This window comes from Flavobacteriales bacterium, assembly GCA_016712535.1.
Lineage (GTDB): Bacteria > Bacteroidota > Bacteroidia > Flavobacteriales_F > PHOS-HE28 > PHOS-HE28.
The window spans coordinates 1,610,696-1,634,703 of record JADJQW010000002.1; the positions used below are offsets into that span (position 1 = coordinate 1,610,696).

The 24,008-nt window shown below is 59.7% G+C and carries 19 protein-coding genes and 1 pseudogene; 13 read left to right on the forward strand and 7 right to left on the reverse strand.

Going from position 1 to position 24,008, the window contains the following annotated elements; all coding sequences use genetic code 11:
- The first annotated feature begins 152 nt into the window (after positions 1-152).
- The 5 genes from IPK70_06555 (at position 153) to IPK70_06575 (ending at position 9,082) form a co-directional block, all read left to right on the forward strand.
- Positions 153-3,122: a fibronectin type III domain-containing protein gene (locus IPK70_06555; protein ID MBK8226820.1), complete on the forward strand. Its 2,970-nt coding sequence runs from the start codon at positions 153-155 to the stop codon at positions 3,120-3,122.
- A 168-nt stretch (positions 3,123-3,290) separates the two neighbouring features.
- The gene (locus IPK70_06560; protein ID MBK8226821.1) at positions 3,291-5,201 is read left to right on the forward strand and encodes a type IIA DNA topoisomerase subunit B; all 1,911 of its coding nucleotides are present in this window, start codon (positions 3,291-3,293) and stop codon (positions 5,199-5,201) included.
- A gap of 8 nt (positions 5,202-5,209) precedes the next feature.
- The gene (locus tag IPK70_06565) at positions 5,210-5,929 is read left to right on the forward strand and encodes a hypothetical protein (protein ID MBK8226822.1); all 720 of its coding nucleotides are present in this window, start codon (positions 5,210-5,212) and stop codon (positions 5,927-5,929) included.
- A complete protein-coding gene (locus IPK70_06570) occupies positions 5,926-6,345 on the forward strand; it encodes a hypothetical protein (protein ID MBK8226823.1) in 420 nt (139 codons plus the stop codon). Before IPK70_06565 ends, IPK70_06570 begins: the two co-directional genes overlap by 4 nt.
- 7 nt (positions 6,346-6,352) lie before the next feature.
- Complete coding sequence (locus IPK70_06575) at positions 6,353-9,082, forward strand: DNA gyrase/topoisomerase IV subunit A (GenBank protein ID MBK8226824.1); 2,730 nt, start codon at positions 6,353-6,355, stop codon at positions 9,080-9,082.
- A 137-nt stretch (positions 9,083-9,219) separates the two neighbouring features.
- On the opposite strand, the gene IPK70_06580 is transcribed toward IPK70_06575, so the two are convergent.
- The 6 genes from IPK70_06580 to IPK70_06605 form a co-directional block, all read right to left on the reverse strand.
- Complete coding sequence (locus tag IPK70_06580) at positions 9,220-9,570, reverse strand: DUF5615 family PIN-like protein (protein ID MBK8226825.1); 351 nt, start codon at positions 9,568-9,570, stop codon at positions 9,220-9,222.
- Positions 9,570-9,806 carry a DUF433 domain-containing protein gene (locus IPK70_06585; GenBank protein MBK8226826.1) on the reverse strand — a complete coding sequence of 79 codons (237 nt, stop codon included), beginning with the start codon at positions 9,804-9,806 and terminating at the stop codon, positions 9,570-9,572. Before IPK70_06585 ends, IPK70_06580 begins: the two co-directional genes overlap by 1 nt.
- 206 nt (positions 9,807-10,012) lie before the next feature.
- The gene (locus IPK70_06590) at positions 10,013-10,561 is read right to left on the reverse strand and encodes a cupin domain-containing protein (GenBank protein MBK8226827.1); all 549 of its coding nucleotides are present in this window, start codon (positions 10,559-10,561) and stop codon (positions 10,013-10,015) included.
- A 12-nt stretch (positions 10,562-10,573) separates the two neighbouring features.
- On the reverse strand, positions 10,574-11,023 hold the full coding sequence (locus IPK70_06595) for a hypothetical protein (GenBank protein ID MBK8226828.1): 450 nt from the start codon (positions 11,021-11,023) through the stop codon (positions 10,574-10,576).
- A 358-nt stretch (positions 11,024-11,381) separates the two neighbouring features.
- Positions 11,382-12,392: a LamG domain-containing protein gene (locus IPK70_06600; GenBank protein MBK8226829.1), complete on the reverse strand. Its 1,011-nt coding sequence runs from the start codon at positions 12,390-12,392 to the stop codon at positions 11,382-11,384.
- Between the two features lie 254 nt (positions 12,393-12,646).
- Positions 12,647-13,264, reverse strand: a complete 618-nt coding sequence (locus IPK70_06605) for a fibronectin type III domain-containing protein (protein MBK8226830.1) — start codon at positions 13,262-13,264, stop codon at positions 12,647-12,649.
- A 958-nt stretch (positions 13,265-14,222) separates the two neighbouring features.
- Between IPK70_06605 and IPK70_06610 the strand changes: the two genes are divergently transcribed.
- The 8 genes and pseudogenes from IPK70_06610 to IPK70_06645 all read left to right on the forward strand — a co-directional run bounded on the left by IPK70_06610 (position 14,223) and on the right by IPK70_06645 (position 23,019).
- Complete coding sequence (locus IPK70_06610) at positions 14,223-14,618, forward strand: hypothetical protein (protein MBK8226831.1); 396 nt, start codon at positions 14,223-14,225, stop codon at positions 14,616-14,618.
- Between the two features lie 378 nt (positions 14,619-14,996).
- Positions 14,997-15,512 (forward strand): hypothetical protein, encoded by a 516-nt coding sequence (locus IPK70_06615; protein MBK8226832.1) that lies wholly within the window; start codon positions 14,997-14,999, stop codon positions 15,510-15,512.
- A 162-nt stretch (positions 15,513-15,674) separates the two neighbouring features.
- Positions 15,675-16,397: a hypothetical protein gene (locus IPK70_06620; protein MBK8226833.1), complete on the forward strand. Its 723-nt coding sequence runs from the start codon at positions 15,675-15,677 to the stop codon at positions 16,395-16,397.
- 144 nt (positions 16,398-16,541) lie between these two features.
- Complete coding sequence (locus IPK70_06625; GenBank protein ID MBK8226834.1) at positions 16,542-17,372, forward strand: hypothetical protein; 831 nt, start codon at positions 16,542-16,544, stop codon at positions 17,370-17,372.
- A gap of 20 nt (positions 17,373-17,392) precedes the next feature.
- Positions 17,393-17,578 (forward strand): annotated as a pseudogene (locus IPK70_06630) (helicase).
- Positions 17,579-17,581: 3 nt separating this feature from the next.
- Entirely contained in the window at positions 17,582-18,700 is a 1,119-nt protein-coding gene (locus tag IPK70_06635; protein MBK8226835.1) for a hypothetical protein, read from the forward strand.
- Between the two features lie 436 nt (positions 18,701-19,136).
- Positions 19,137-21,569, forward strand: a complete 2,433-nt coding sequence (locus tag IPK70_06640) for a hypothetical protein (protein ID MBK8226836.1) — start codon at positions 19,137-19,139, stop codon at positions 21,567-21,569.
- A 295-nt stretch (positions 21,570-21,864) separates the two neighbouring features.
- Complete coding sequence (locus IPK70_06645; protein MBK8226837.1) at positions 21,865-23,019, forward strand: phage tail sheath family protein; 1,155 nt, start codon at positions 21,865-21,867, stop codon at positions 23,017-23,019.
- A 124-nt stretch (positions 23,020-23,143) separates the two neighbouring features.
- Here IPK70_06645 and IPK70_06650 read toward each other — a convergent pair whose 3' ends face one another.
- Positions 23,144-23,779, reverse strand: a complete 636-nt coding sequence (locus tag IPK70_06650) for a hypothetical protein (protein ID MBK8226838.1) — start codon at positions 23,777-23,779, stop codon at positions 23,144-23,146.
- Positions 23,780-24,008: the final 229 nt, after the last annotated feature.

Genomic DNA, 24,008 nt, shown 5'->3' on the forward strand with positions numbered 1-24,008 from the left:
GACCGAAAAATAGCCTCGGAGTCCATCGTTCAAGAGATCCCAAACAGGCTCAAAGCCTGACGCCATTCCATCGTGCTTCGTCGAACCGCGACAGAGGCCTTGTGGCATTGCATGTCGCGTCTTGGTACTTTTCCGTCCTTGGCCCTGAACACATGAAGCGCATCCTTGCCTCCCTTCTCCTCCTGCTCCCCGCATTCCTGATCGCCCAGGAGCCGGTGCGATTCGTTCATGAGCGCATCCATGTTGCACGCACGGAAGGGAAGGCCTTCACCGCTGTGCAGCTCTTGGTACCCGAGCGCGCTGGTGCAGAGTCTGATGCGCTCTGGTCAATGGCCGTGCGCGCTGCCGATGTGCTGCGCTTCGATGCTGCCGCTGCCAGCAGGTTGATGAGTGCGCCGGCTGAACGCATCGCCCTTGAGCTGCCGACGAGGACCGGCATGGTGATCATCGACCTTGTGCAAGCAGACCTCTTCGCCGATGGCTTCACGGTCACCGAATCCGCTAAAGGCGCTCATGCCGATGTGGGGCTTGGGATCCACTACCGCGGCGTGCTGCGCGGCGACCCGAACTCGCTGGCTGCGATCAGCATCTTCCCGGATCACGTCATGGGCATCGTCAGCGATGCGCAGGGAAGCCGTGTCCTGGGGCCCCTGGAGAATGACACGCAGCGGCGGCATGTGCTGTACCGCGATGCGGACCTTCTCGGCGACCCCGGCTTCTCCTGCGGCGTGAGCGATCGGATGGAAGCCTACACCAAGGAAGAGCTGATGCCGATCGGTGGGCGCAAGAGCATCAAGTGCTTGAACATCTATTGGGAGGCCGATTACGACCTCTTCCAGAACAAGGGCAGCGTGGCCAATGTCACCAGCTACCTCACCGGCCTCTTCAATCAGATGGCCATCCTCTTCGACAATGATGGCGTGGACATGCAGCTCTCGGAGATCTTCGTTTGGACCGAGGCGAGCCCGTACACCGGGACCAACAGCGCCCAGCAGCTCAGCAACTTCGGCACCTACCGGACCAGCTTCAACGGCAACCTCGCGCACCTGCTTGAGCTGAGCAACTACGGCGGAAGGGCCTATCTCAATACCATCTGCAGCAGCACCAGTGCGCGCATGGCGTACAGCGGGATCAATTCGAGCTACAGCAATGTGCCCACCTACAGCTGGAGCACGATGGTGGTGACCCATGAGACGGGGCACAACCTGGGCAGCAGCCATACGCATGCCTGCGTGTGGAACGGCAACAGCACCGCGATCGATGGGTGCGGGCCGAATGCGGGCTACACCGAGGGCTCGTGCCCCAATGCGGGACTTCCCTCCGGCGGCGGCACCATCATGAGCTATTGCCATCTGATCGGCGGAACGGGCATCAATCTCTCGTTGGGCTTCGGACCGCAACCAGCGGCCCTGATCGTGAACCGGGTGAACAGCGCAAGCTGCCTCGCCGCCTGCGGCACCAGTTGCGACCCGCCGCTGCCGCTCACCGTCACCAACCTCACCGCTGTGAGCGCCACCTTGGGCTGGGCCAACTTCGGCCTGGGCAATTACACCCTCCGCTGGAAGCCGACGAGCAGCGGCACATGGACCACCGTCACCGGCCTCACGGGCACCACCTACAGCCTCACTGGCCTCACGCAGAACACCGCCTACGAGTTCCAAGTGCTGAGCGTGTGCAGCGGAAGCAGTTCGGCGTACAGCGCCAGCACGCTTTTCACCACTCCGGTCCCTTGCGTGGACAACTACGAGCCGAACAACAGCACCGGGGCGGCGACGGTGGTCACGCTGCCCGCGTCGCGCAATGGCCTGATCAGCCCGACAGGCGACAATGACTATTTCCGTTTCACGCTGAGCGCGACGGGTACCATCAACATGAGCCTGAGCAATTTGCCGGCTGATTTCGATCTGAACCTGCGCAACAGTGCCGGGACCATCCTTGCCTCCTCATCAGCAGGAGGCACGAGCAATGAGTCCATCTCGTACGCGAACGCCGCGCCGGGCGATTATTACGCGCAGGTCTTCGGTTGGAACGGCGCCAACAATGGGTCGGTCTGCTATCTGCTCACCGTGAGTTACCAGGCGCCTGCGTGCAGCGCGCCGCAGGGGCTCAGCTCCAACAGCATCACGTACAACAGCGCGCAGATCACCTGGACCGCCGGTCTGACGGCGATCAGCTACGACCTGCGCTGGAAGCCCAGCGCGCTCACCACTTGGACCAACGTGAACGGCCTCACCACCACCAGCTACGCGCTCACGGGGCTCGATCCGCTCACGAGCTACGATGTGCAGGTTCGGTCGGTCTGCGATGGCGCAGGTTCGCAAGGCGGTAGCTCGAGCTACACGCAATCGCACACCTTCACCACGCTCGAGGCGCCGTGCGAGATCGTGCCGCGATCGGTGGTGGCCCCCAAGGTCTTCCTCGAAGGTCCGTACGAACAGGCCACGGGCCTGATGCTCGATAGCCTGCGCAAGCTGAACCTCATCCCGCTCACCGAGCCATACTCGGCCATGGGCTTCACCGTTACGGGGCCGACCACCTGCTCTGCCAGTCGGCTGCTGATCACGGGCAACGACGCCGTCGTCGATTGGGTGCTGGTCGAGCTGCGGCAGAACAGCTCGCCTTACACTATGCTGGAAGCGCGGGTCGGATTGGTGGAGCGCGATGGCGATGTGGTCGCTCCCGATGGCACCTCGCCCTTGGGCTTCTGTCCTGTGGCAGGAACCTATCGGGTGGCCGTCCGGCACCGGAACCACTTGGGCGCCATGACCGGCAGCGGAATCGCCCTGAGCGGCGCGGCCACCGTGGTGGACTTCACCCAGAGCGGCACCACGACTTACGGCACCAACGCGCGCAAAGCGATCGGCAGCGTGATGGCGCTCTGGGCCGGGAACGTGTGGACGGATGCCGCCCTGCGCTACACGGGCGAGTTCAATGACCGCGACCCCATCCTCACGGCCATCGGCGGCAGCGTGCCCACGGCTACGATTGCCGGATATCACCTGAGCGATGTGAACCTCGACGGCACCGTGAAGTACACCGGTCAGGACAACGACCGCGATCCAATCCTCACCAACATCGGCGGCAGCGTGCCCACCAGCACCTTGCTCGAGCAGTTGCCGTAGGACCCTGCAGTCCTTCCGTACGGCGCTTCAGGCCGGGCCGGAAGTGTTGAAAACCCTCATCGATCGTGGAAAACCGGAGTTTTCCACAGCCGTGAGCCCCTACGGTGGCAGGATACCTTCGGCCCATCGCCGCGAACCCGCGCCAATGCTGGGATCCGGCCTGAGGGCATGAGCAACGCGAGCTACGGGGAGGAGCATATTCGATCACTCGATTGGAAGGAGCATATCCGCCTGCGGCCGGGCATGTACATCGGCAAGCTGGGCGATGGCAGCAGCTACGACGACGGGATCTACATCCTGCTGAAGGAGGTGCTCGACAACTGCATCGACGAGTACGTGATGGGCCACGGCAAGAAGGTGGACATCACCATCGAGGGCGCGCGGGTCACCGTGCGTGATTACGGGCGCGGCGTTCCGCTGGGCAAGGTGGTCGATGTGGTGAGCAAGATCAACACCGGCGCCAAGTACGACAGCAAGGCCTTCAAGAAGAGCGTGGGATTGAACGGCGTGGGCACCAAGGCGGTGAACGCGCTGAGCAGCTATTTCAGGATCGAGAGCGTGCGCGACGGCGAGCTGATGAAGGCCGAGTTCGACCGCGGCGTGCTGCGCAAGAACAACAAGCCGGTGAAGACCGACGAGCCCAACGGCACGCGCGTCGTGTTCGAGCCCGATGAGCAGATGTTCCGCAACTACCAGTTCCGCGACCCGCACATCGAACGGCTGCTCCGGAACTACTGCTACCTGAACACCGGCCTGGCCATCTACTGCAACGGCACCAAGTACCAGAGCAAGGAAGGCCTCAAGGACCTCTTGACGGAGCGGATGGACGGCGAGCCGCTCTACCCCATCATCCACCTGCGCGGCGACGACATCGAAGTGGCCATCACGCACGCCAACCACTACGGCGAGGACTACTACAGCTTCGTGAACGGCCAGCACACCACGCAGGGCGGCACGCACCAGGGCGCCTTCCGCGAAGCGGTGGCCAAGACCATCAAGGATTTCTTCAAGAAGGATTGGGAGGCCGGCGATGTGCGCACGGGCATCGTGGCGGCCGTGGCCGTGAAGGTGATCGAGCCGGTGTTCGAGAGCCAGACCAAGACCAAGCTCGGCAGCCTCGAGATCGAGCCCGGTGGCCAGAGCATGCGCTCCTTCGTGGGCGACTTCATCGGCCGCGAGCTCGACAACTACCTGCACAAGCATCCCGAGGTCGCGCAAGTGCTGCTCGACCGCATCCAGCAGAACGAGCGGGAGCGCAAGGAGCTCAGCGGCATCCGGAAGCTGGCCCGTGAGCGCGCCAAGAAGGCCAGCCTGCACAACCGCAAGCTCCGCGACTGCCGCGTGCACCTCACCGACAGCAAGAAGGACGATGCGCGCAAGCTGCTCACCACCCTCTTCATCACCGAGGGCGACAGCGCCAGCGGCAGCATCACCAAGAGCCGCAACGTGGAGACCCAGGCCGTCTTCAGCCTGAAGGGCAAGCCGCTGAATTGCTACGGCCTCACCAAGAAGGTGGTGTACGAGAACGAGGAGTTCAACCTGATCCAGGCCGCGCTCGACATCGAGGACGGCATGGACGGCCTGCGCTACAACCGCATCGTGATCGCCACCGATGCCGATGTGGACGGCATGCACATCCGCCTGCTGCTGATGACCTTCTTCCTCCAGTTCTTCCCCGAGGTGGTGAAGAACGACCACCTCTACATCCTGCAGACGCCGCTCTTCCGCGTGCGCAACAAGAAGGAGACGATCTATTGCTACAGCGATGAGGAGCGCCAGCGCGCCATCCTCAAGCTCGGCAAGGGCCATGAGATCACGCGCTTCAAGGGCCTCGGCGAGATCAGCCCCGACGAGTTCAAGCACTTCATCGGCGAGGACATCCGCCTGGAGCCGGTGATGATCACCAAGGACGCCAGCGTGCATGAGCTGCTCGAGTTCTACATGGGCAAGAACACCCCGGCCCGTCAGGAATTCATCATCGAGAACCTCAAGGTGGAGAAGGACCTGGTGGAGGAACAGGCCATCGACCCGGTGAAGGTGATCGCCCGCAAACTCGAGGAAGTGGAGGAGGAGGCATGATGCGCAGCTTGAACACCATCTCCGCGGCACTGCTCCTGTCAGGCCTGTCCGCCCCCGGTGCGCGCGCCCAGGGCACCGGCACCTTGCGCGTGCTCTGCGAGCCGAACGCCACCTGCACCTACGTGCTCGATGGCAAGCACCGCATGAGCGATCGCGAGCTCACGCTCCTGGAAGGGCCGCACCGACTCGTGCTCTGGGCGCCGGAGCGCCGCATGGTGGACACCACCGTGCTCGTGAAGCCCGGTTCGCTGAATGAACTGCGCGTGCAATTGCGCTACAGCGAGGAGTTCATCGCCTACAACAAGAAGGCGCAGCGCTTCGGCCGCGACGATCGCTGGCTGCGGTATGGAACGCCGCTGCTCACCGTGGGCGCAGCCGCTTGGTTCGGCGTCAGCACCTGGAAGGCCGTGGATGCGCAACAGGCCATCAACGACCTGGAGACCGCCTACAGCGAGAGCGCCAACCCGGCGCGCATCGCCGACCTGAAGGGGCAGGAGATCCCCGATGCCAACCGGAAGCTCCGTCAGTCGCGCACCATGATGGCGGTGAGCGGCGGCGCCCTCGTGGCTACGGGCGCCGTCTGGTGGTACGTGAAGAAGGTGCGCTCCAAACGGTCGCCGCCGGTGTTCGAGGACAAGGAGAAGGCGCGCTTCGACGGGCTGGTCTGGATGCCCGATGCCAACGGCCACGGCACGTGGATGGCCGGCTTGACCATACCCTTGCGATGAAACGGACGGTGACTTACCTGTGCATCGCCCTGCTGGCCTGCGCCTGCGGCAAAGGCGAGCTCGACCCCGGCACATTGACGAGCAATCCATTCGATGCGGACTACGATGGCCCGCCGGTGTTCGTGTACGACAGCACCTACACGCAGACCGTGACCATCCCGGGCGGCGTCATCGTCAACCAGGTGATCGCTTTCCACGTGAAGGGCGAATTGCTGCCCGCCAATACGGGCTACAGCGTGCAGGTAGTCGAAACCGTCACCGGTGCTGGCGCGGTCATCAACCCCGACCCGCCGAACAGCCACAGCTTCAAGTACAGCCGCGCCAACCCCGTGTTGGGCGCGCCGCTCTGCGTGAAGCTGGCCTTGTACAACAATGCCGACACCGCGCGCCCCGAAGAGGTCTGCGCAAGCCTGTGAGAACGATATGAGCAACGACATCGATAAGCCCGATAGCACTCCCGAAGGACTCGGCCACGTGCCCGCTGGCGGACAGTCCGGCGGCTTCAGCGTGAGCGGCATGTACAAGGACTGGTTCCTCGACTACGCCAGCTACGTGATCCTGGAGCGCGCCGTGCCCGCGCTCTACGATGGCCTCAAGCCCGTGCAGCGCCGCATCCTGCACGCCATGGACGACCTGGACGATGGCCGCTACAACAAGGTGGCCAACATCATCGGCCATGCCATGCAGTACCACCCGCACGGCGACGCCAGCATCGGCGATGCGCTGGTGCAGCTCGGGCAGAAGGACCTGCTGATCGATTGCCAGGGCAACTGGGGAAACACCCTCACCGGCGACAGCGCCGCCGCGCCGCGCTACATCGAGGCGCGCCTCAGCAAGTTCGCGCGCGACGTGGTCTTCAATCCCAAGACCACCGAATGGCAGCTCAGCTACGACGGCCGCAACAAGGAGCCGGTCTTCCTGCCGGTGAAGTTCCCGCTGCTGCTGGCGCAGGGCGCCGAAGGCATCGCCGTGGGCCTCAGCTGCAAATTGCTGCCGCACAACTTCAACGAGCTCATCGACGCCAGCATCGCCGTGCTGCGCAAGCGCTCCTTCGAGCTGCTGCCCGATTTCCCCACGGGCGGCCTGGCCGACGTGAGCAACTACAACGAGGGCGGCCGCGGCGGGCGCGTGCGCTGCCGCGCGCGCATCCAGAAGCTCGATGCCAAGACGCTCGAGATCACCGAGATCCCCTTCGGCACCACCACCGCCTCGCTCATCGAGAGCATCGTGAAGGCCAACGAGAAGGGCAAGATCAAGGTGCGCCACATCGACGACAACACGGCCGAGTCCGTGTCCATCGTCATCCACCTCGCCGCCGGCGTGAGCCCCGACACCACCATCGACGCGCTCTACGCCTTCACCGATTGCGAGGTGAGCATCGCGCCCAACGCCGTCGTCATCGAGAACGACAAGCCGCGCTTCGTGAGCGTGAAGGAGCTGCTGCGCATCAGCACGGAGAACACCCTGCGGCTGCTGGAGCTGGAGCTGAGGATCAAGAAGAGCGAGCTCGAGGAGCAATGGCACTTCGCCTCGCTCGAGCGCATCTTCATCGAGAAGAAGGTCTATCGGAAGATCGAGGAGGCCGAGACCTGGGAAGAGGTGCTCAGCTTCATCGAGAAGGGCCTGAAGCCGCACATCCAGGACCTCAAGCGCCCGGTGACGCAAGAGGACATCCTGCGCCTCACGGAGATCCGCATCAAGCGCATCTCGAAGTTCGACAGCTTCAAGGCCGACGAGCACATCAAGCAGCTGGCCGAGCAGATCGCCGAGGTGCAGGGCAAGCTCGACCGGATCGTGGACCACGCGGTGGACTACTTCAAGGAGCTGAAGAAGAAGTACGGCATGGGCCGCGAGCGCAGGACCGAATTGCGCCCCTTCGACACCATCGTGGCCGCCAAGGTGGCCGTGGCCAACAAGAAGCTCTACGTGGACCGCAAGGAGGGCTTCATGGGCTGGAGCCTGAAGGAGGCGGAGCTCGTGACCGAATGCTCGGAGATGGACGACATCATCGTGTTCCGGATCAACGGCAGCATGACGGTGACCCGGATGGCCGACAAGAAATTCGTGGGCAAGGGCATCGAGCACATCGCCGTGTTCAAGAAGAACGACGAGCGCACCATCTACCACATGGTCTACCAGGACGGCGTGAAGGGCCCCTACTTCATGAAGCGCTTCGTGGTCACCGGCGTCACGCGCGACAAGGAGTACGACCTCACCGGCGGCGCGCCCGGCAGCACCCTGGAATACTTCACCTGCAACCCCGATGGCGCCAGCGAGGTGATCACCGTGGTGCTGAAGCCGAGGCCCAACCTGCGCAAGACCAAGTTCGATGTGGACTTCGCGGAGCTGGCGGTGAAGGGCCGCGGCAGCAAGGGCAACCTGCTCACCCGCTACGCGGTGCAGAAGGTGACCCAGAAGGAGCGCGGCACCAGCACCCTCGGCGCCATCCCCGTGTGGTACGACGAGACCGTGCGCCGCCTCAACGACACCGGCCACGGGCGCTACCTCGGCCGCTTCAAGGGCGAGGACCGAATCCTTTGCATCAGCAAGAGCGGCAAGTACCAGCTCTTCCCCTTTGTTCTCAGCACCCACTTCCCCGACGATGCCCTCACCGTGGTGAAGTGGAGCCCCAAGGACGTGGTGAGCGCCGTGTACTGGGACGGCGAGAAGGAGCAGTTCAACGTGAAGCGCTTCCAGGTGGAGCCCTCGCGCGAGGCCGTCTCCTTCATCACCGAGCACGACCAGAGCAAGCTCGTGCTGCACAGCCTCGTGCCCGAGCCCGAGCTGCACATCGCCTACGACAAGCGCAGCACCGCGCGCGCCGACGAGGACATCGACCTGGCCGGCTTCATCGGCGTGAAAGGGGTGAAGGCCATCGGCAACCGCCTCACGCCGCACAAGGTGAAGGAGCTCACGCTGAACTCGCCGGTCTTCGTCCCCCTCACCCCGGAGCAGGAAGAGGTGCAGGGCATGCTCATCACCGACGACGAGATCGGCAACCTCGACGCACCGGAAGAGGAAGGCTTGGAGGAGAGCCCCATGAAGCAGATGAAGCGCGCCAAGCGCACCAGCGCCGAAGAGATCAGCCCCGAGGATCCGCTCATCGGCGGCTACAAGCCCGGCAAGCAGATCGAGCTGGGGCTGGATGAGTAGGGGGTAGCTATTCGATCGCGGGTGCAAGTGAACCTCGCCAGGATCACCCGGAGAGGACCCGGCGCGCGAAGCCGATCACGCAGGGGCCCGGCCCTTCGGGTCTGAGGCGGAGGGCCTGCGGAGGCGTCGGAAACCGGCTAATAGATCCGCTGCCGGATACCGTCCTCCTCAATCACGGTGAAGCGACTTTCGAGCAATGTTCCTGCGGACAGTGTGTCTTCGATCAGCCTGGCAGCCGCTTCGGGGTCTCTGCCGCGATAGCGAAGGAAGATCACTGAAGGAGGCGATTCGATTCCCTTTTTGAAGATCAGCTCGCCATAATCCTTGTCGAACGTGAGGATGATGCGGTGCTCCGCCTGGGCCATGGTGATGACCTGATGGTCCGTGATGCCCGGCGCCTCCAAACGGATGCTCATCACATCATGACCTGCTTCACGCAGGATGTGAATACTCGGGTCCGGGAAATTCTCGTTGGCCAGGAAGCGCATCAGGCAGTGCGGCGCAAGGGCAGGTACATGGCTTGATGCATGCCGTCGCGGAGGTAGGCGAAGACCGCCTTCAGGTCATCGTTCGTGATGTTCGGGTAGCTCTCGAGCACTTGGGCTTCCGTCCAGCCCTCGGCCATCAATTCGAGGATCAGCTCCACCGAGATGCGTGTGCCCTTGATCACCGGCTTGCCCAGCAGGATGTCCTTATCGGAAACAATGTGCGTGCGCCATTCCATGAGTTCAAAGTTAGGGAGTGACGGTATTGATTGCAGCAGGCGCTATACCTCGCCAGCATCACGCGAGGAGGACCCCGGCGCGCGAAGCCGATCACGCAGGGGCCCGGCCCTTCTGGCCTGAGGCGGAGAGCCTGCGGAGGCGGCAATTAGATCTTGGGTAGCCCTGCGGAGATCGGAACGAAGAACTTCGGGGAAGAGCGCCAGCATCACTTGCCTGACCGATAGCTCGCACGGTAACCGAGCAACCAGCCGAACGGGGCCAGGATGCAGTACGCCAGGAGTTGAGCCAACCAGGGCGGTCGTGTTACACGGATCTCATTCCGATGCTTGAGCATGATCAATGAGCCATGCAGCAGATTCGGTATGCCCTGCTTGTTGAGCTTGCCATCATTGGCGAGGGCGAAGAACGTCCCGAAGAAATCCTCGATGTGCAGGGCGGGACGGAACTCCTGAATGTACTGGCAATCGGCGGTGCCTGAATTGTAGAAGAAGTGCGGCGTGTTGGCCGGAATGCTGATGGAATCGCCGGCTTCCACCAAGCGCTCGACCCCGCGGACAGAGAAGGTGCACGAGCCTGAGCGAATCCTGAACGTGTTCTCTTGGAACGGGTGGATGTGCTCCGGCTCCTTCACGCCGGTCGGTGGGCTCACACAATCGATCTCCAGCGTCTCTCCACCGGAAGATGAATGGGTCTGGATGAACCGCATGCTTTGCCCGGTCCTCGCATTTCGGATCGTCTCTCCTGGAGTGGCCATGCGCGCGGTGAGCTAAGGTTTCGGGCCAGCCTGGGCATTCGTTGGCCTCCTGCCCAGCCACCAGCCCGTCACGGCCCCGACCACCGCGCCCCCGATGATGCTTCCTGCGGCACTGTAGAAGATGATGAGCGGGCTATTGTACAGATTGGTGGAGGCATAGGTAGCCACATCGAAGGCGCCGCCTGCCAGGAGGAAGATGATGGCCCCGGCGATGGCGCCCTTCCGGCCGGTGATCCCGTCCCTCCAGTGGGCGAAGGCGAAGACGAACAAGGAGCTGATCAGCAAGCTCGCTACGACGATCAGGCGTAAGTCAACCTCCAAGCCTTTCGATAGCCCGGGATTCGTGCAGGTTTCATAGGCATGGTTCAGGAACAGGAAGCCGATGGCAACGCCTTGTATCAGATAGGCCAATGCGCCCAGCACCGTTGCGATCATGTGTCGTGCGGTCAGCTTCATCGTCATGGTCCTTTTCGGGTTGCTGAACCCGGTTGATGGGGTGCGAATGCTGGGTCCTCTGCGCTTATCCTGATCGGCGGCTGCCTGGCCACGCACCAAGGTATCGATTTGGCTCTTCACCTCTGCAAGGCCTTCGCCGAAGGTAACGGACCAACCGCCTCCGAAGCGTCTCGCCGTGCGTGGCTGGTGGCGGCGGGGCGGCCCTTCCACCACAGCAGGGTCTCACAAAGTGGACCCTGCGCCTCGAACTTCGCCGGTGCTCTCGAAGATGACCCCGACGCGCGAGCCGATCACGCAAGGGGGGCGTGGCAGAGAGCCTCCGGAGGTGGCTAACCTGCACAGCCGTCGGCGAACTGAAATGATATCATTGTATCAGCAGCTGCTTCACAACGACCTGACTCGCACCTTTCCAGACTTGAACGAGATAAGTTCCGGCCGCGATTCCATCGACTGCCAAGTCGACCGCCGTCGAACTGTTAGCATACCACTGCCTCAATTCCCTTCCATCCTGACTGTTCAGGGTGATTCTGTCCCATGGCAGAGAGATATTTCGCATTACGAGCCGACCTCCAATGGGGATTGGGTTCGGTGCGAGGACAGTCGCATCAACGGTTGCCTTACTCTCTGTAATCGTCGTTGTAATCAAACCACAGAGCGCGTCAATCTCCTGATCATTCAATACCCTATCATAGATACGTATATCATCAATCGACGCATTGAGCCAGTATGGGTAGTTATTGAAGCTGTTTCGACCTATGGAGATCCCACTGCCATTGCTGCCTAATGCATTGACATTCTTTCTGTAACGAAGAACAGCGTTCACGTAAAAGCTCACACTATCACCATCAAATGTGGACAGAATACAATACCATTGATTGGTTTGGATGTAGGGTGTGTCTGCTTGAGTGATATTGAAGCCATGATCATTATAGAAATTCTGATGAAGCGTGTCAAAGTTCGAACAGTTTGCGTCGTAAGGCATGTCGGCATAGATTAACCCATAGTGTCCTGGACTTGTATCAGCGCCTTTCCATAAAATCACGTTTCCTTGACACGCTCCGGAATAGTATCCCATCGGCTTGATTCGTGCTGATAGCGAGTATACAACAGGATTTAGAGAAGGTGAATTTGGCACGGTGATATAGTCCGAAGCCCCATTGAATCGGTACGCGGTATTCGGGATGCCATCAGCACCATCGGTTAACACCGCACCATTCACGACTCCATGGTTGCCATTGCCGCTCGAGTCTGCGGCGTCACCGGTAAATGGCCAATGTGCCGCAAGTCCAGCTGACAGATTCACCTGTGCATGGACATCCTGCAGGAACAGGGTACAAAAGGTCGCAATTGCAATAAGGGTAGTGGCCTGTTTCATGAAACGAAGGTAACAATCGTTCGCTGCTGAGTGCCACAAGACTACAACCTTGCGTTGTACTGTCTCTCGCCGCTGTGCGTGTTCTGGGGTTCGCGCGCACATTGCCGCAGCAGCATCTCACGCAGCGTCCCCTGCGCTCGCACGAAGCGCTCACCGATCACACCTGCGACCAACTGGACGGAGCCGCGGCGAACACCCCCCAAGCAAACAACCCCGGCTTTCGCCAGGGTTGAATGCATTTAGCGCGGGTGGCCTTAGGCGGCCTTCGCGGTTACCACTTCGCTCGCAGGGCCTTCGCCCACACGGCCGAGAGCGGTTACACGGAAGTTGAAGAAGGTGTTGGCGGGCAGGTCGGTCACGGTGTGCTTCGCTTTGCTGCACACGCCCACCACCTGCCAGTTGGCTGGCACGGCGGGGTCGCCGCTGCACATGTACACCTGGTACATGCGCGCGCCGCGCACACGGTCCCACTTCAGGTCGATATGGCCTGCGTAGGAGCTCATGCGAGCGTTGAGGTCAAGCGGAGCTTCCAGCCTGTCCACCGGGTCGGGGCGCTTGGCCAGCTCGAAACCGCTGCTCACCGCCTTGTCCACGTCGCCGCCAGCTACGCTGTTGACATACCGTGCCATCTTGGTGAGCAGGTCGCGCAGGGTGCGCACCGCCGTGTTCTTCATCACAATGTCCGCATGCGCGCCGCTCTCGGCAGCCGCCAAGGCGACCACGAGGGCGACACGGGCAGCGGTCACTTCAGCTACCGTGGGTGAGGGTGTCGGGAAGTTGGTGTTCCCCGTCATCTGCCCCTCCACGTACTCGCTCTTGGCCACCACATCGGGTGTCTTCAAGCGGCTTATTCCAGCTTTGATGAGTTGCATGGTGTTGCTCGTTTGGGTGATCCGCTGATTCGGGGTCCGTTGGTTGACGTTGGTCCCGGCGCTGGCCCGGAGGCTCGATCGCTGACCGGGGCTTTGTTCGTGAACGGGCCTTGCGCGATTTGACGCGACCTGTTGATAACCCCAGCCGGATGCGCTGGAAGCCGCGCGCATCAAGGGGTGCAGCGCAGGCACCGGAATAGCGGATTTAACAGATCGCCGGTTCAATCGCTCCGGGAATGCGCGCGCTTCAGCCGCGGAAGCGGAGAACTGGGCCGCATAAGCAGAGAACAATACCGCGTGCGCGGAGAACAAGACCGCTAGGATGAAGAACTCGGCCGCTGGTGCGCGGAACAATGCCGCTTGGGTGAAGAACAACAGGGCTTGCGTGAAGAACCAGGCCGGGTGCGCGCAGCACAATGCCGCGCAGGTGAAGAACAGGATGGCTGGCATGAAGAACGAAGCCGCTCGAGTGAAGAACGAAACGGCTTGCATGAAGAACCAGGCCGTTTGGGTGAAGAACAAAATGGTTCGGGTGAAGAACGAAACCGCGCGGATGGAGCACTGCGCCGCCCGCGCAGCGGACTCCGCCGCTGCGAAGTGCACGTTTCGCACCGCCTGCGCCTCGATCCCACCGAGCGCTTCACCGCCTGGCAGCTGCCCGCCTGCGCTTGGCGCCGCCTGGCCACCCAGCTCCACAAGCCGCTGGCCGAAACACCGCTGGCCGAACGCCTCGCGCTGCGCTGCCTCATCCCCATCACCCCGTGCATGCGCTTGGGCGATGGCGGCCCCGACCACGTCACCGCCTACCTCCATGCCCCAGCCGCCACCTCACCGGCCCCTGGATCACCATACCGCCCGAACGCGTGCGCGTGGGTTATGCCGGGGTTTGCATCGAGGTGGTGGTGGAGTAGGGGGGGCAATAGCTGAGAACGGCCGACCGTTTGCTGTGTTGGGCGCCATGCAGAAAGTGAATGCCGACTACCGACTTCACGTGCGGCGCTTCATGACAGAAAGGCCCGAACTGGTCGAAGAACTCCTGTGCATCCTGGATCCTGCGGAACGTGAACAAGCGCAGAATGACCTGACGGGGCTCGGCGCGGGCGCCATCACGCGCTTGTTCGATCGGTCACGGTATCTGGTCAAGCACCGCCCCGCCGTGCTTCCGCCGCCACCGGCGCCCCGCTGCATCAATGGCAAAGTGATCTATTCAGAGGCCGGAGCGCGTGCCAAGGCCAAGCGCATCTGGAGCTTTGGGCGCGGTGCCATGCGCGTTTACCATTGCCCGTACTGCAATGGCCACCACCTTACCCATACCGAGCATCGCGATGCGGAGGATGGGGCGGAGGCGGGCTGAAGGCCTAGAGGCCTATGGGCCGTGGTGGTGTCGACCCGTGCATTGACCCGGGGTGGGGTTGCAAGGCGGCAACGGCTATTTGGCATTTGGCTGAGCGGCACTCGGATTTATGGCTCAGAAACCTAGGCCAAGGCGGGCCTGTTGAGAAGAGTGAACAACTCGGCCTTGGGTACCTCATTCTTCGTTGGCATCTTCGGCGCATGTCGTCACGAACCCGAGAAATGGACCGCACGCGCGATAGAGTGGTTCGCGAATGTGGCGGGAGCAATATGGAGACCGTGATAGACTTGTTTAAGCGGGTGACGACGGTGAGTGTGGGAACGATGCTGGTGGTGATGGAGAAACTCAAGGATCGGCCTTATCCATTCCCTTGATCATATGCTGATTCTTTGTGATTATGCGAATCTGGGAACCGGTCCATTTGATTGGAGCGCATTCATTGCTGCACTGGCAATTATTGCCAGCGTCATTTTACAACTAATCACACTGCGGAATACCCGCGAACAAACAGTAGCAACGCTTGCAGAAGCCAGAGCGTCGCGGCAATCATCAACCGCAGCTGAACAGTTTCGGCACATGGATGAGACCATGTCAAACAATCTTGCCGACTACTTCACTCTCACCTACTGGCTTGCAGAGAAGCACAAGGAGGCCGTCAAAGCGGAACAACCTTGGCCTGGGGCTCTAATGGACCAGGTGAATCAAGAACATACCATCTACAACCGGATCCGCTTGCGGCTCAATCCAATGGTCCGATCAGAGAAGGAACTAGAAGAACGACTGCAGGACTTGCGCAACCCAGATCATCACGATACTTGGCCAGTCAAGTGCGGTCGGGTCGTAAGCGCCTACCAGACAGTTATGGGCGAGTGGAGAAGTAGGTTTGATCAATAACCCCAATGCCTGACATATGTACACTGATCCCACCATCGCCGAGAAGTTCAACACCTACCGCTTCGCGGAATATGAGGAGAAGATGACAGGATTGCTGAAGAGGGTGTTTTCTGTGGGCTTTAGTGCGCAAGGGATTATTATCACCGTGAACACGACAATACGATGAATCCGTTCTATGATCCAGCGCAATGGACTTTTGCCTTGCTCACAGGTATTATCGCATCCAGCATCGTCGCCATTGTCGTGCTCTTTGCACAGTACGGTGGTTCATCAGCCTACCAATTCACGAATCGCGTCGCGCGCGCAACGAGAGAGATCCGCGCGAATTGGTCAGAGGCCATCGTTTCTGGACAATCTCTGACAGCATTGACAGGAAAGGAGGCCCTGCTTCGGAATATGCATCGCCAGCATCTTAGTGTCTTTATCGAGCGCATGATCAAAGCATTCGGCGCTCAACAAGTAAGCCCGACACGGTTCGAAGGACATGAAGTGCTCCCATGCTTGATCTTGATCCAGAAAGATGAAAGTGGCAACACTATGGACCGTTGGACGAATTTTCAGCTCTACGCTGCGCATCTTGTAGCCAGTATGCAAGAGTTCCACTTCTTCAGACTGCTCCGCGTGCATCATGTTTTCCCGGCATACCGACGAACTCTCCTGCTAATAGCGTTGCTGGAGTGCATTGAACGTGTCACGGGCGCGCATGATGGGGTCATGGACACGCCGTCAGCTCGTGATACGGTTGCGCACTATGCTGATAGTCATGGCCATGCCCCAGAATATTTCTGGCTTGGTAATGAGGGGCATGCGGCTGTGCACGGCTTGATTATAGAAATGGAGGAATTGCGCCAGGCATGGTTTGCTTGGGAAAGCTCAATCGGATGAACCCGACGACCCTTACCATTCGCGAGAAGCTCGGCACCCACCGCTTCGCGGACCATAATTGGAAGCTGATAGACTTGCTACGGCGGGTGTGTGCGGTGAGTGTGGGGCGGTCTCAATTGTTGGGTTAATGTCGAAATCAGCGCGATGAAAGCTGTGCTGCGCTACTTCACCACAGTTCGTCGTGAAATGTGGGTCTTCCTGGCGGTTTGTGTCGGGGTCTACTTTGGTCTTGACGGTGACCAACCCTTGTTGCAGTCCTTGAAGCTCAGCGCATTCGTTTCCAATATTGCTGCCTCCGGTATCGCTGGATTCGTGTTCTATTTCATTGATGTGCATATCAGAACGGAAAAGGAACTGCGCCGTGCGAGACCACTGATCGCACATCATCTCGGGCGCATGGTGATGGCGTATGCGGAGTTCCTCGGTCCTGTGCGTGAAGCGATAAAAGAAGAACCGTTCATGGTATTCGATACTGAGCAATATTCGATCACGGGTTTCCAGAAAGCAATTGCGACCCGCTACGGGACTATTCACTCTTCCGAACTACGAATGCATTTGCGGCGACTACAAACCAGACTCTCGGCAGAAGCGACTGCGCTCTTGCACTCAAATGTTCTGCTACCGGATGCTGTACAGACCGATGCGATGTACATCAGCTCAACAGCTCAGACATTCCTTACCGTCTCGGAATCAGAGCAAGGGTGGATAGAGTCAAGTACTGATGGACTTTATATAGCGATGTGCACCGCGTATTGCTCTGTGGTCCAGCAATGGCTTGGCGAATACATCCATCCACTCTTGGTCAGGAAGAAATGGAAACTCAAGCTTTTTGGCTATCCCCAGATCCAAACACCTGACGCACCGTTGATAAGGTTGTTCAATGACCCGGTCATAGCTCGCTTTCGGCAGCACCCAATGGGCGCAAGGTTGGGCGGGTGGCTGCGACGCAGTCAGTTCGAGAAGCAATGGAAATGAGAAGCGAATGCTCAAACAGCGCCCTGGAATGGGTGCTGGACCAGTACAAGGAGAAGAAGCCCAGCGACCCCACCATCGCCGAGAAGTTCAACACCTACCGCTTCGCGGACTACAAGGAGAAGGTGATAGACTTGCTGAGGAGGGTGACGACGGTGAGCGTGGGGACGATGGAAGTGATTTACTCAATGGCTAACTCAAACCGCTAAGCCATGCAAGACGACTGTAATTATAAATGGTTAGTTATTATCATTTGCCTCATCGTCGCGATCTATGGCGTGTGGCTCTCCATACGGGATCAGAAAGCTAATGAGCGCCGACGACAGAATGTGCCCCCGCAAGAAGGTGGCGTAAGTAAAACTGGCTTCACTTTCAAATTTAGTCTTGGCCCCACGTTGATCGTCTTGGGCATAGGAGGTGCTTTTTGCGCGTTGTTCTTCTTGAAGGACTGCTCACCGGGAAACCGCACGTACCGTTTCTGTGTTGAGCCTTTTGACATGGCTGGAAAAGTTTTGCAACCCGCTACTGTAAGCATCCGCGAGAAAGGAAATCCTGAAACCAGGTTGATCCCGGGTTTACATGGGCGGTATTGCACCAGTCTAGATATGGGTGCTTCGATCGAGTTGAAGGTGGGGCATGCCAATTGCATTCCAACAGGATGGCTACCGTTCCACGTGCAGTCTGACACCAGCTTCCGCGTACAGGTCACTTGCCTACAAGATACATTGCTTAATAACTCCACTGGTGATACGACGCATGCGCTTACTGTTGATCCGACGACTAACACGCCAGCTCAGCCGGAAGTCGTTGTCACGCCAAGCATTCCAATTGATCGGTATGACACACTCGCAACGGAACTCGTGGATCCCAACACACCTGTCTCCTATGGTACGTCCATTCTCGACTTCAGCTTGTCTCCTAGCTACTTCGCGAGCGGGGATACCGTGAAGATCCTTTTCTCAGGTTCTTTCCTCACGGATTTTGACAACTGCGTTAACGTCTCAGATGGTTCCCTTTGCTCATCGAAAGATTACCGGGGGTACAAGAACTATGGTTGGCGGTGCATCAGTGGTCGAATTGCGATCGATGGACTGAGGAGGACGGATACTTTGACGTTTAGAACGGATCCGCCTGATACAAAGCGCGTTCCGTCGGCACCCGATCGGATTTCGACTTGGTCTGGGAAATACGCCTTCCCTAAGGGACCACCACCTGTAGTTCGTTTTCGTGTCTACTACGACACGGAGGCCATTTGCTCAGGAGGTTCGCATCGCTGCACCACGGTCGTTCAGAAGGCCACCATGACCATCTTGAAGAGAAGAAGGCACTAGAAACCCGCTTAGCTCTCAGCAGGGTCTCCACCAACCTGTCTGCGCACAGCGATCGCGTCCCGGCCAACCTCCTCCAATGGGTCTGCCGTCTTCGGCGACCCTGCGGCCCCGAGGATGACACGCCACGGAGTTCCCTTTCCTTGAAGTTGAAGGTGCCTCACGTTGCGCATACCACGCACAGGCCACGCGCGGCGAGACCCATACGGGGGCATGGCGATGGCTAGCTTCAGGGTAGGCCCTGCGAGGATGATGAGTTCAACACCTACCGCTTGACGGACTACAAGGAGAAGGTCTTCCGCAGGAAACCCTGCGGCCCAGCGGCAAAGTGCGTCAGGGTCCCGAGGACGGATACCCTGTGGAGGCCTAGTTCCATGGCCCCGTCACAGCCTACGCGCGTTGGGGATTTCAATAGCTTTGTATTAGACCTATTTGCCTCATGTCGTTCACGAAACAAGCATGGCGCACCTGCGTGCCTGCTGCACTCTTGGCGGGAGCCTTCTTCCACTCCGATCGCGTTAACTGCCAATCGCTTGTTGAGCATTGGTGGCACACCGACGGTGAAGTGCGATCAATCATCGTTGATGAACCGACCAATCGTGTCTTCATCGGCGGCAACTTCACGCATGTCTCGCCGCCAACACCTCACAGCGCACTCATCGATGCGGTGACGGCGGAACCGAGCTTGGGGCATGACCATCCTGACGAGCGTGTGGAGGCCGTGATACCCGATGGCAATGGAGGCTGGTTCATCGCAGGATACTTCAACTGGGTCGGCTCCCAGGCGCGAAGAGGTGTGGCACGAATGAACAGCGATGGCAGTGTGCATCCGTTCGATGCTGGCACGAACGGCTTCGTGCGCACGATGGCACTGGTAGGGAATACACTGTACATCGGTGGCAACTTCACCCAAGTGAGCGGGCAGGCTCGCACGTTGATTGCGGCGGTTGATGCCACCACTGGCAGTCTTCTGCCCTGGGACCCGAACATCACGGGCCCCGCCACCACCAGAACGGTACGAACAATCGTGCATTCCAATGGCGTGCTCTACGTCGGAGGCGTGATCAGCACCGTTGGAGGTCAGACAAGGACGAACATCGCCGCCATCGATGCGACCACAGGGAGCCCCACATCATGGGCGCCGGAGGCGAACGGGCAGGTCATTACGATTGCCGTGAATTCCGGTGTCATATACGCGGGCGGGACGTTCACGCAGATCGGAGGGCAAACTCGCAACCGCATCGCCGCGCTCAGCGAGTCTGGCATAGGCGTGGCCACCACTTGGAACCCGAATGCGAACAGCTTCGTGGAGTGCATGGCAGTGCATGCGGGCACGCTCCTCGTCGGCGGCGAGTTCAACACGATCGGCGGGCAATCGCGCTTCAGACTGGCCCAATTGAACCTCTCAGACGGGCAGGCCACGAGCTGGAATCCGGGCATCACCGGAAGCGAGGTGAATGCGCTCTCCATCAGCGGCAGCACCGTGTATGTAGGCGGGGACTTCTCAACGGCTGGCGGTGCGCCACGGCGCTTCCTTGCTCAGTTGGACCTGAACAGCAACACAGCGCTTGCCTGGGACCCTAAAGCCTATGGCACCGTGCTAGCCTTGGGCAACCAGGATGGGAAGGTATTCGCAGGTGGTTCGTTCACGGGCATCGGTGGCGTGGACCGGACTCATCTGGCGGCCTTGGACCTGACCACGGGAGCCGCGACCAGCTGGAACCCGAATGTGGTGATCAGCGCGGCCGCGGATGGCATCAACGCCATGGTGAAGCATGGGAATACGCTTTACCTCACGGGCAACTTCAACTCCATCAATGGCACGAATCGCGAGAATGTTGCGGCCTTGAGCCTTCCTGCCGGCACGGTCACATCATGGAACCCGGATCTCGGAGGCGACCAGTTCGTGGTTTATCGAGGCAATGCATTGGCGGTAGGCGATGGCGTAGTGTACATCGGGGGCGACTTCACCGAAGCCGGAGGCCAGCTGCGCAGCAACATCGCCGCCGTGAACACCACGAACGGCGCTGCTCTTGCGTGGAACCCTGGAGCCGATGCGCCGATCAGGTCCATAGCACTCACCGAGTCCGGTGATTCCGTCTTCGTTAGCGGCGACTTCGACACGATCGGCGGACAGGCGCGTTCCTATTTGGCGCTGCTGAGCGCCTCGGATGGCCAAGTGCTGCCTTGGGACCCGCAACCGGATAACGGCGTGAGTGATCTGACCACGGTGGGGAATTCGTTATACGTCGGCGGCTCCTTCAACAACATCGCCAGTACGGCGCGTAATCGACTGGCCCGGTTCGACCTTACCACTGGCGGACTTGACAGCTGGGATCCTTCGGTGACCGGATTCATCAATGTGGTGGAGCAGATGGGCGACACTGTCTTCGTCGGAGGCTCATTCTCAAGCATAGGCGGTCAAGAGATCTATGGCGCCGGCCTCATCGATGCCGATTCGGGTGTGCCATTCGACTGGGATCCGGGCACCGGTGGCGTAAAGGCCATTGCCCAGCACGGCTGCGAGATCATGATCGGCGGCACCATTGACGGCACCTATCAGAACCCACGATTCGGCTTCGCGGTGCTCTGCGGCGCTGCGCCGAACAGCACAGACGAAGGCATGCTCTCCCGCGGTCTTTTAGCTAGGCCGAATCCTGCATCCAGCCACTTCGAGATCCCTTTGCCCGCAGGCATGCACGTGAAGCAGTGTAATTTGCTTGATGCTTCTGGACGAAACATGAAAGTGTCCGCCAACGTGCTTTCCGACCGGGTGGAGATCGATCGCGGTTCGTTGGCGAGTGGCGTGTATTTAGTACACCTTGAATTGATGGATGGCTCGGATCAAGTGGTCCGCATAGCGCTGGACTGAATTTAGCGCTTCGCAGCGTCTCCACCAACCTGTCAGCGCACCGCGCTCGCCGTCCCGACCAACCACCTCCGACGTCCCGCAGTGTCTCGCTGCGCGGAGCATGGTGTCTCAAGTAGGCCAGACGGCCACGGAAATGGTGGCACTAGGCTGCTGGCGATGGACACTTTATATAGGTACACGGGTTCTGGTATTTCCCAAAGCCGAGCTTCAACATTCTCTGGCCTACCTTCCTTTACCGTGTTAGAACCAGATCAGCAGGGTCCTGCTAGCGCGGTATCGTCTCGCTCCACCAGCTATGGTGTACATTGAAGAAACCACGGGCGGCGCTAGGCCCATCAGCGGCACACCGGTATCTGTGGTCGCATTCGTGGGCCGTGCCTTGCTCGGCCCGGTGAACGAGCCCAAGCGCGTAGTTAACCACGCCGAGTACGTGCGCCTCTTCGGCGGCTTGGATGTTGCTTGCCCGATGAGCTATGCGGTACTGCACTTCTTCCAGAACGGCGGCTCCGAAGCGCTGGTGGTGCGCGAGCCGAGCGGTGATGAGCCGGACGGCACATTGGCCCAAGCCAAGATGGCAACCATTACCGCTATGAACTCACTGGATGGAGCTGCGGCATTCAACATCCTGCACCTGCCGCGCTATGCGCCGGAAGTATCCGTGCCCGTGCCGGTGCTGGCAGAAGCGCTCCGGTTCTGCGCGCAGCGCGGTGCCATGTTGCTCGTGGACCCACCTGCCGAATGGCGCACAGCCAACGATGCCGCTGAAGGGGCAGCGCCTTTGCGCCAGGCCTTGGGTGGCGATGGTGCTGCCGCGGATGCCATGATCTATTTCCCAGGCGTGATGATGGCCGATAAGCAGCAGGAAGGCCGGGTGCGCGAGTTCCCGCCTGGTGGCTGCGTGGCTGGTGTAATAGCCCGAACTGACGCGAAACGTGGTGTGTGGAAGGCGCCCGCTGGTATCGAAGTTGGGCTTGTTGGCGTGCGTGCGCTGGCTTGCTCCTTGACCGATGCGGAGCAGGGCCTGTTTGCTATTTCTGGTGTGAACGCCATTCGCAAGATGGTGCCCTACGGAAATATCATCTGGGGTGCGCGCACCTTGGCGGGCGACAACCGTTTGGCCTCCGAATGGAAGTACATCCCAGTGCGGCGCACGGGCCTGCACATTCAAGAGAGCCTGCAGCGTGGCCTGAAATGGTTGGTGTTCGAGCCGAACAACGAGCCAACCTGGGCCAAGGTGCGCATGCATGCAGGGTCTTTCATGCACGCTCTTTACAGCAAAGGCGCTTTCTGTGGCAGCACACCGAAGGAAGCCTACTTCGTGAAGTGCGACAAGGAGAACAACCCTTCAATCGACATTCACAGTGGCACCCTGCTAACCATTGGCTTCGCGCCATTAAGACCTGCCGAGTTCATCGTGATGCATATCCGCTTGCACTGCGGTGCTCAATAGGTTTCCGAAGCGCAGGGAGTCCATTTGACTTGTGGGTGAACACGCGATCATGAAAATCACTGTTCTGTCTTCAATGCACCGCATCTTGGTTACAACTGCGAACCTCATAGCTGACCGGCGACTCTCATGCCAAGATTATATCTCCAGCTTTCAGTAGCAGCAGGGCTACAAGGATCACGAGCGCCCAAACTATGCTCGAAAAGAAAACCACATATTGTGTCTCGATCACCTGTTTCTCTACAGCGTTCTTTCCAATCTTCTTTCCCTTACGGGTTGTATACCGACCGATTGCTCCGAATAACTTCATGGGCCAGAAGAAAAGTGCGTATGCCAACCGGCCGAGGTAGAAGCAGATGCGCTGTCGAGTATTCGATTCTTTCGTGAGTAAGAGCTTCCCGGTCCAGAAGTTCTGTTCATAGGAGGTGAGCTCACCAGCTTTCACAGCCCTGGCAATCACCGATGTAGACCTCAGCCGCATGAACATGACAATCACCCCCATGGCCAGATAATCCTTCCAAACCAGCGGCAACTCAATTGAGAACCAACCAAGAAGCAAATCGAATAATGGATGCACCAAGGAGCGGAAAAGCTCGAGGAGCTGCCTAAACCAGTCGGGAATTAACGCCCATGGCGCCTTGAGTATTCTCAACATCAGGGAGTCGAGCATATTCACAATTCCAAAGCCGCCAACCATGGAACCAGTGATGATGAACCAGGGTTGTTTGAAGAGTGGTTTGAGCAACTCTAGTACGTCCTTCATGCTGCAGAGTGCTTTGGAATCGAATTGAACTGATTCAATTTTCGCTCAGTGAGTTCCCTCAATTCAGCACAGGTTTGTTGCCTAATGTAGGACCATTGAGGATACAGCAGCGTGCGCGCGCATGCTGGTCTCAACCTCTTTTTCTCTGCAGGGTCTCCACCAACATATTAGCGCACCGCGATCGCCGTCCCGGCAAACCGCCTCCGATGGGTCTGCCGTCTTCCGCGAC

Bases quoted from the DNA above. Each gene is read 5' to 3' on its own strand.
- IPK70_06555 (MBK8226820.1), top strand. From the start codon at position 153: ATGAAGCGCATCCTTGCCTCCCTTCTCCTCCTGCTCCCCGCATTCCTG.
- IPK70_06560 (MBK8226821.1), top strand. From the start codon at position 3,291: ATGAGCAACGCGAGCTACGGGGAGGAGCATATTCGATCACTCGATTGG.
- IPK70_06570 (MBK8226823.1), top strand. From the start codon at position 5,926: ATGAAACGGACGGTGACTTACCTGTGCATCGCCCTGCTGGCCTGCGCC.
- IPK70_06575 (MBK8226824.1), top strand. From the start codon at position 6,353: ATGAGCAACGACATCGATAAGCCCGATAGCACTCCCGAAGGACTCGGC.
- IPK70_06580 (MBK8226825.1), bottom strand. From the start codon at position 9,570: ATGCGCTTCCTGGCCAACGAGAATTTCCCGGACCCGAGTATTCACATC.
- IPK70_06585 (MBK8226826.1), bottom strand. From the start codon at position 9,806: ATGGAATGGCGCACGCACATTGTTTCCGATAAGGACATCCTGCTGGGC.
- IPK70_06590 (MBK8226827.1), bottom strand. From the start codon at position 10,561: ATGGCCACTCCAGGAGAGACGATCCGAAATGCGAGGACCGGGCAAAGC.
- IPK70_06595 (MBK8226828.1), bottom strand. From the start codon at position 11,023: ATGACGATGAAGCTGACCGCACGACACATGATCGCAACGGTGCTGGGC.
- IPK70_06600 (MBK8226829.1), bottom strand. From the start codon at position 12,392: ATGAAACAGGCCACTACCCTTATTGCAATTGCGACCTTTTGTACCCTG.
- IPK70_06605 (MBK8226830.1), bottom strand. From the start codon at position 13,264: ATGCAACTCATCAAAGCTGGAATAAGCCGCTTGAAGACACCCGATGTG.
- IPK70_06610 (MBK8226831.1), top strand. From the start codon at position 14,223: ATGCAGAAAGTGAATGCCGACTACCGACTTCACGTGCGGCGCTTCATG.
- IPK70_06615 (MBK8226832.1), top strand. From the start codon at position 14,997: ATGCTGATTCTTTGTGATTATGCGAATCTGGGAACCGGTCCATTTGAT.
- IPK70_06620 (MBK8226833.1), top strand. From the start codon at position 15,675: ATGAATCCGTTCTATGATCCAGCGCAATGGACTTTTGCCTTGCTCACA.
- IPK70_06625 (MBK8226834.1), top strand. From the start codon at position 16,542: ATGAAAGCTGTGCTGCGCTACTTCACCACAGTTCGTCGTGAAATGTGG.
- IPK70_06635 (MBK8226835.1), top strand. From the start codon at position 17,582: ATGCAAGACGACTGTAATTATAAATGGTTAGTTATTATCATTTGCCTC.
- IPK70_06640 (MBK8226836.1), top strand. From the start codon at position 19,137: ATGTCGTTCACGAAACAAGCATGGCGCACCTGCGTGCCTGCTGCACTC.
- IPK70_06645 (MBK8226837.1), top strand. From the start codon at position 21,865: ATGGTGTACATTGAAGAAACCACGGGCGGCGCTAGGCCCATCAGCGGC.
- IPK70_06650 (MBK8226838.1), bottom strand. From the start codon at position 23,779: ATGAAGGACGTACTAGAGTTGCTCAAACCACTCTTCAAACAACCCTGG.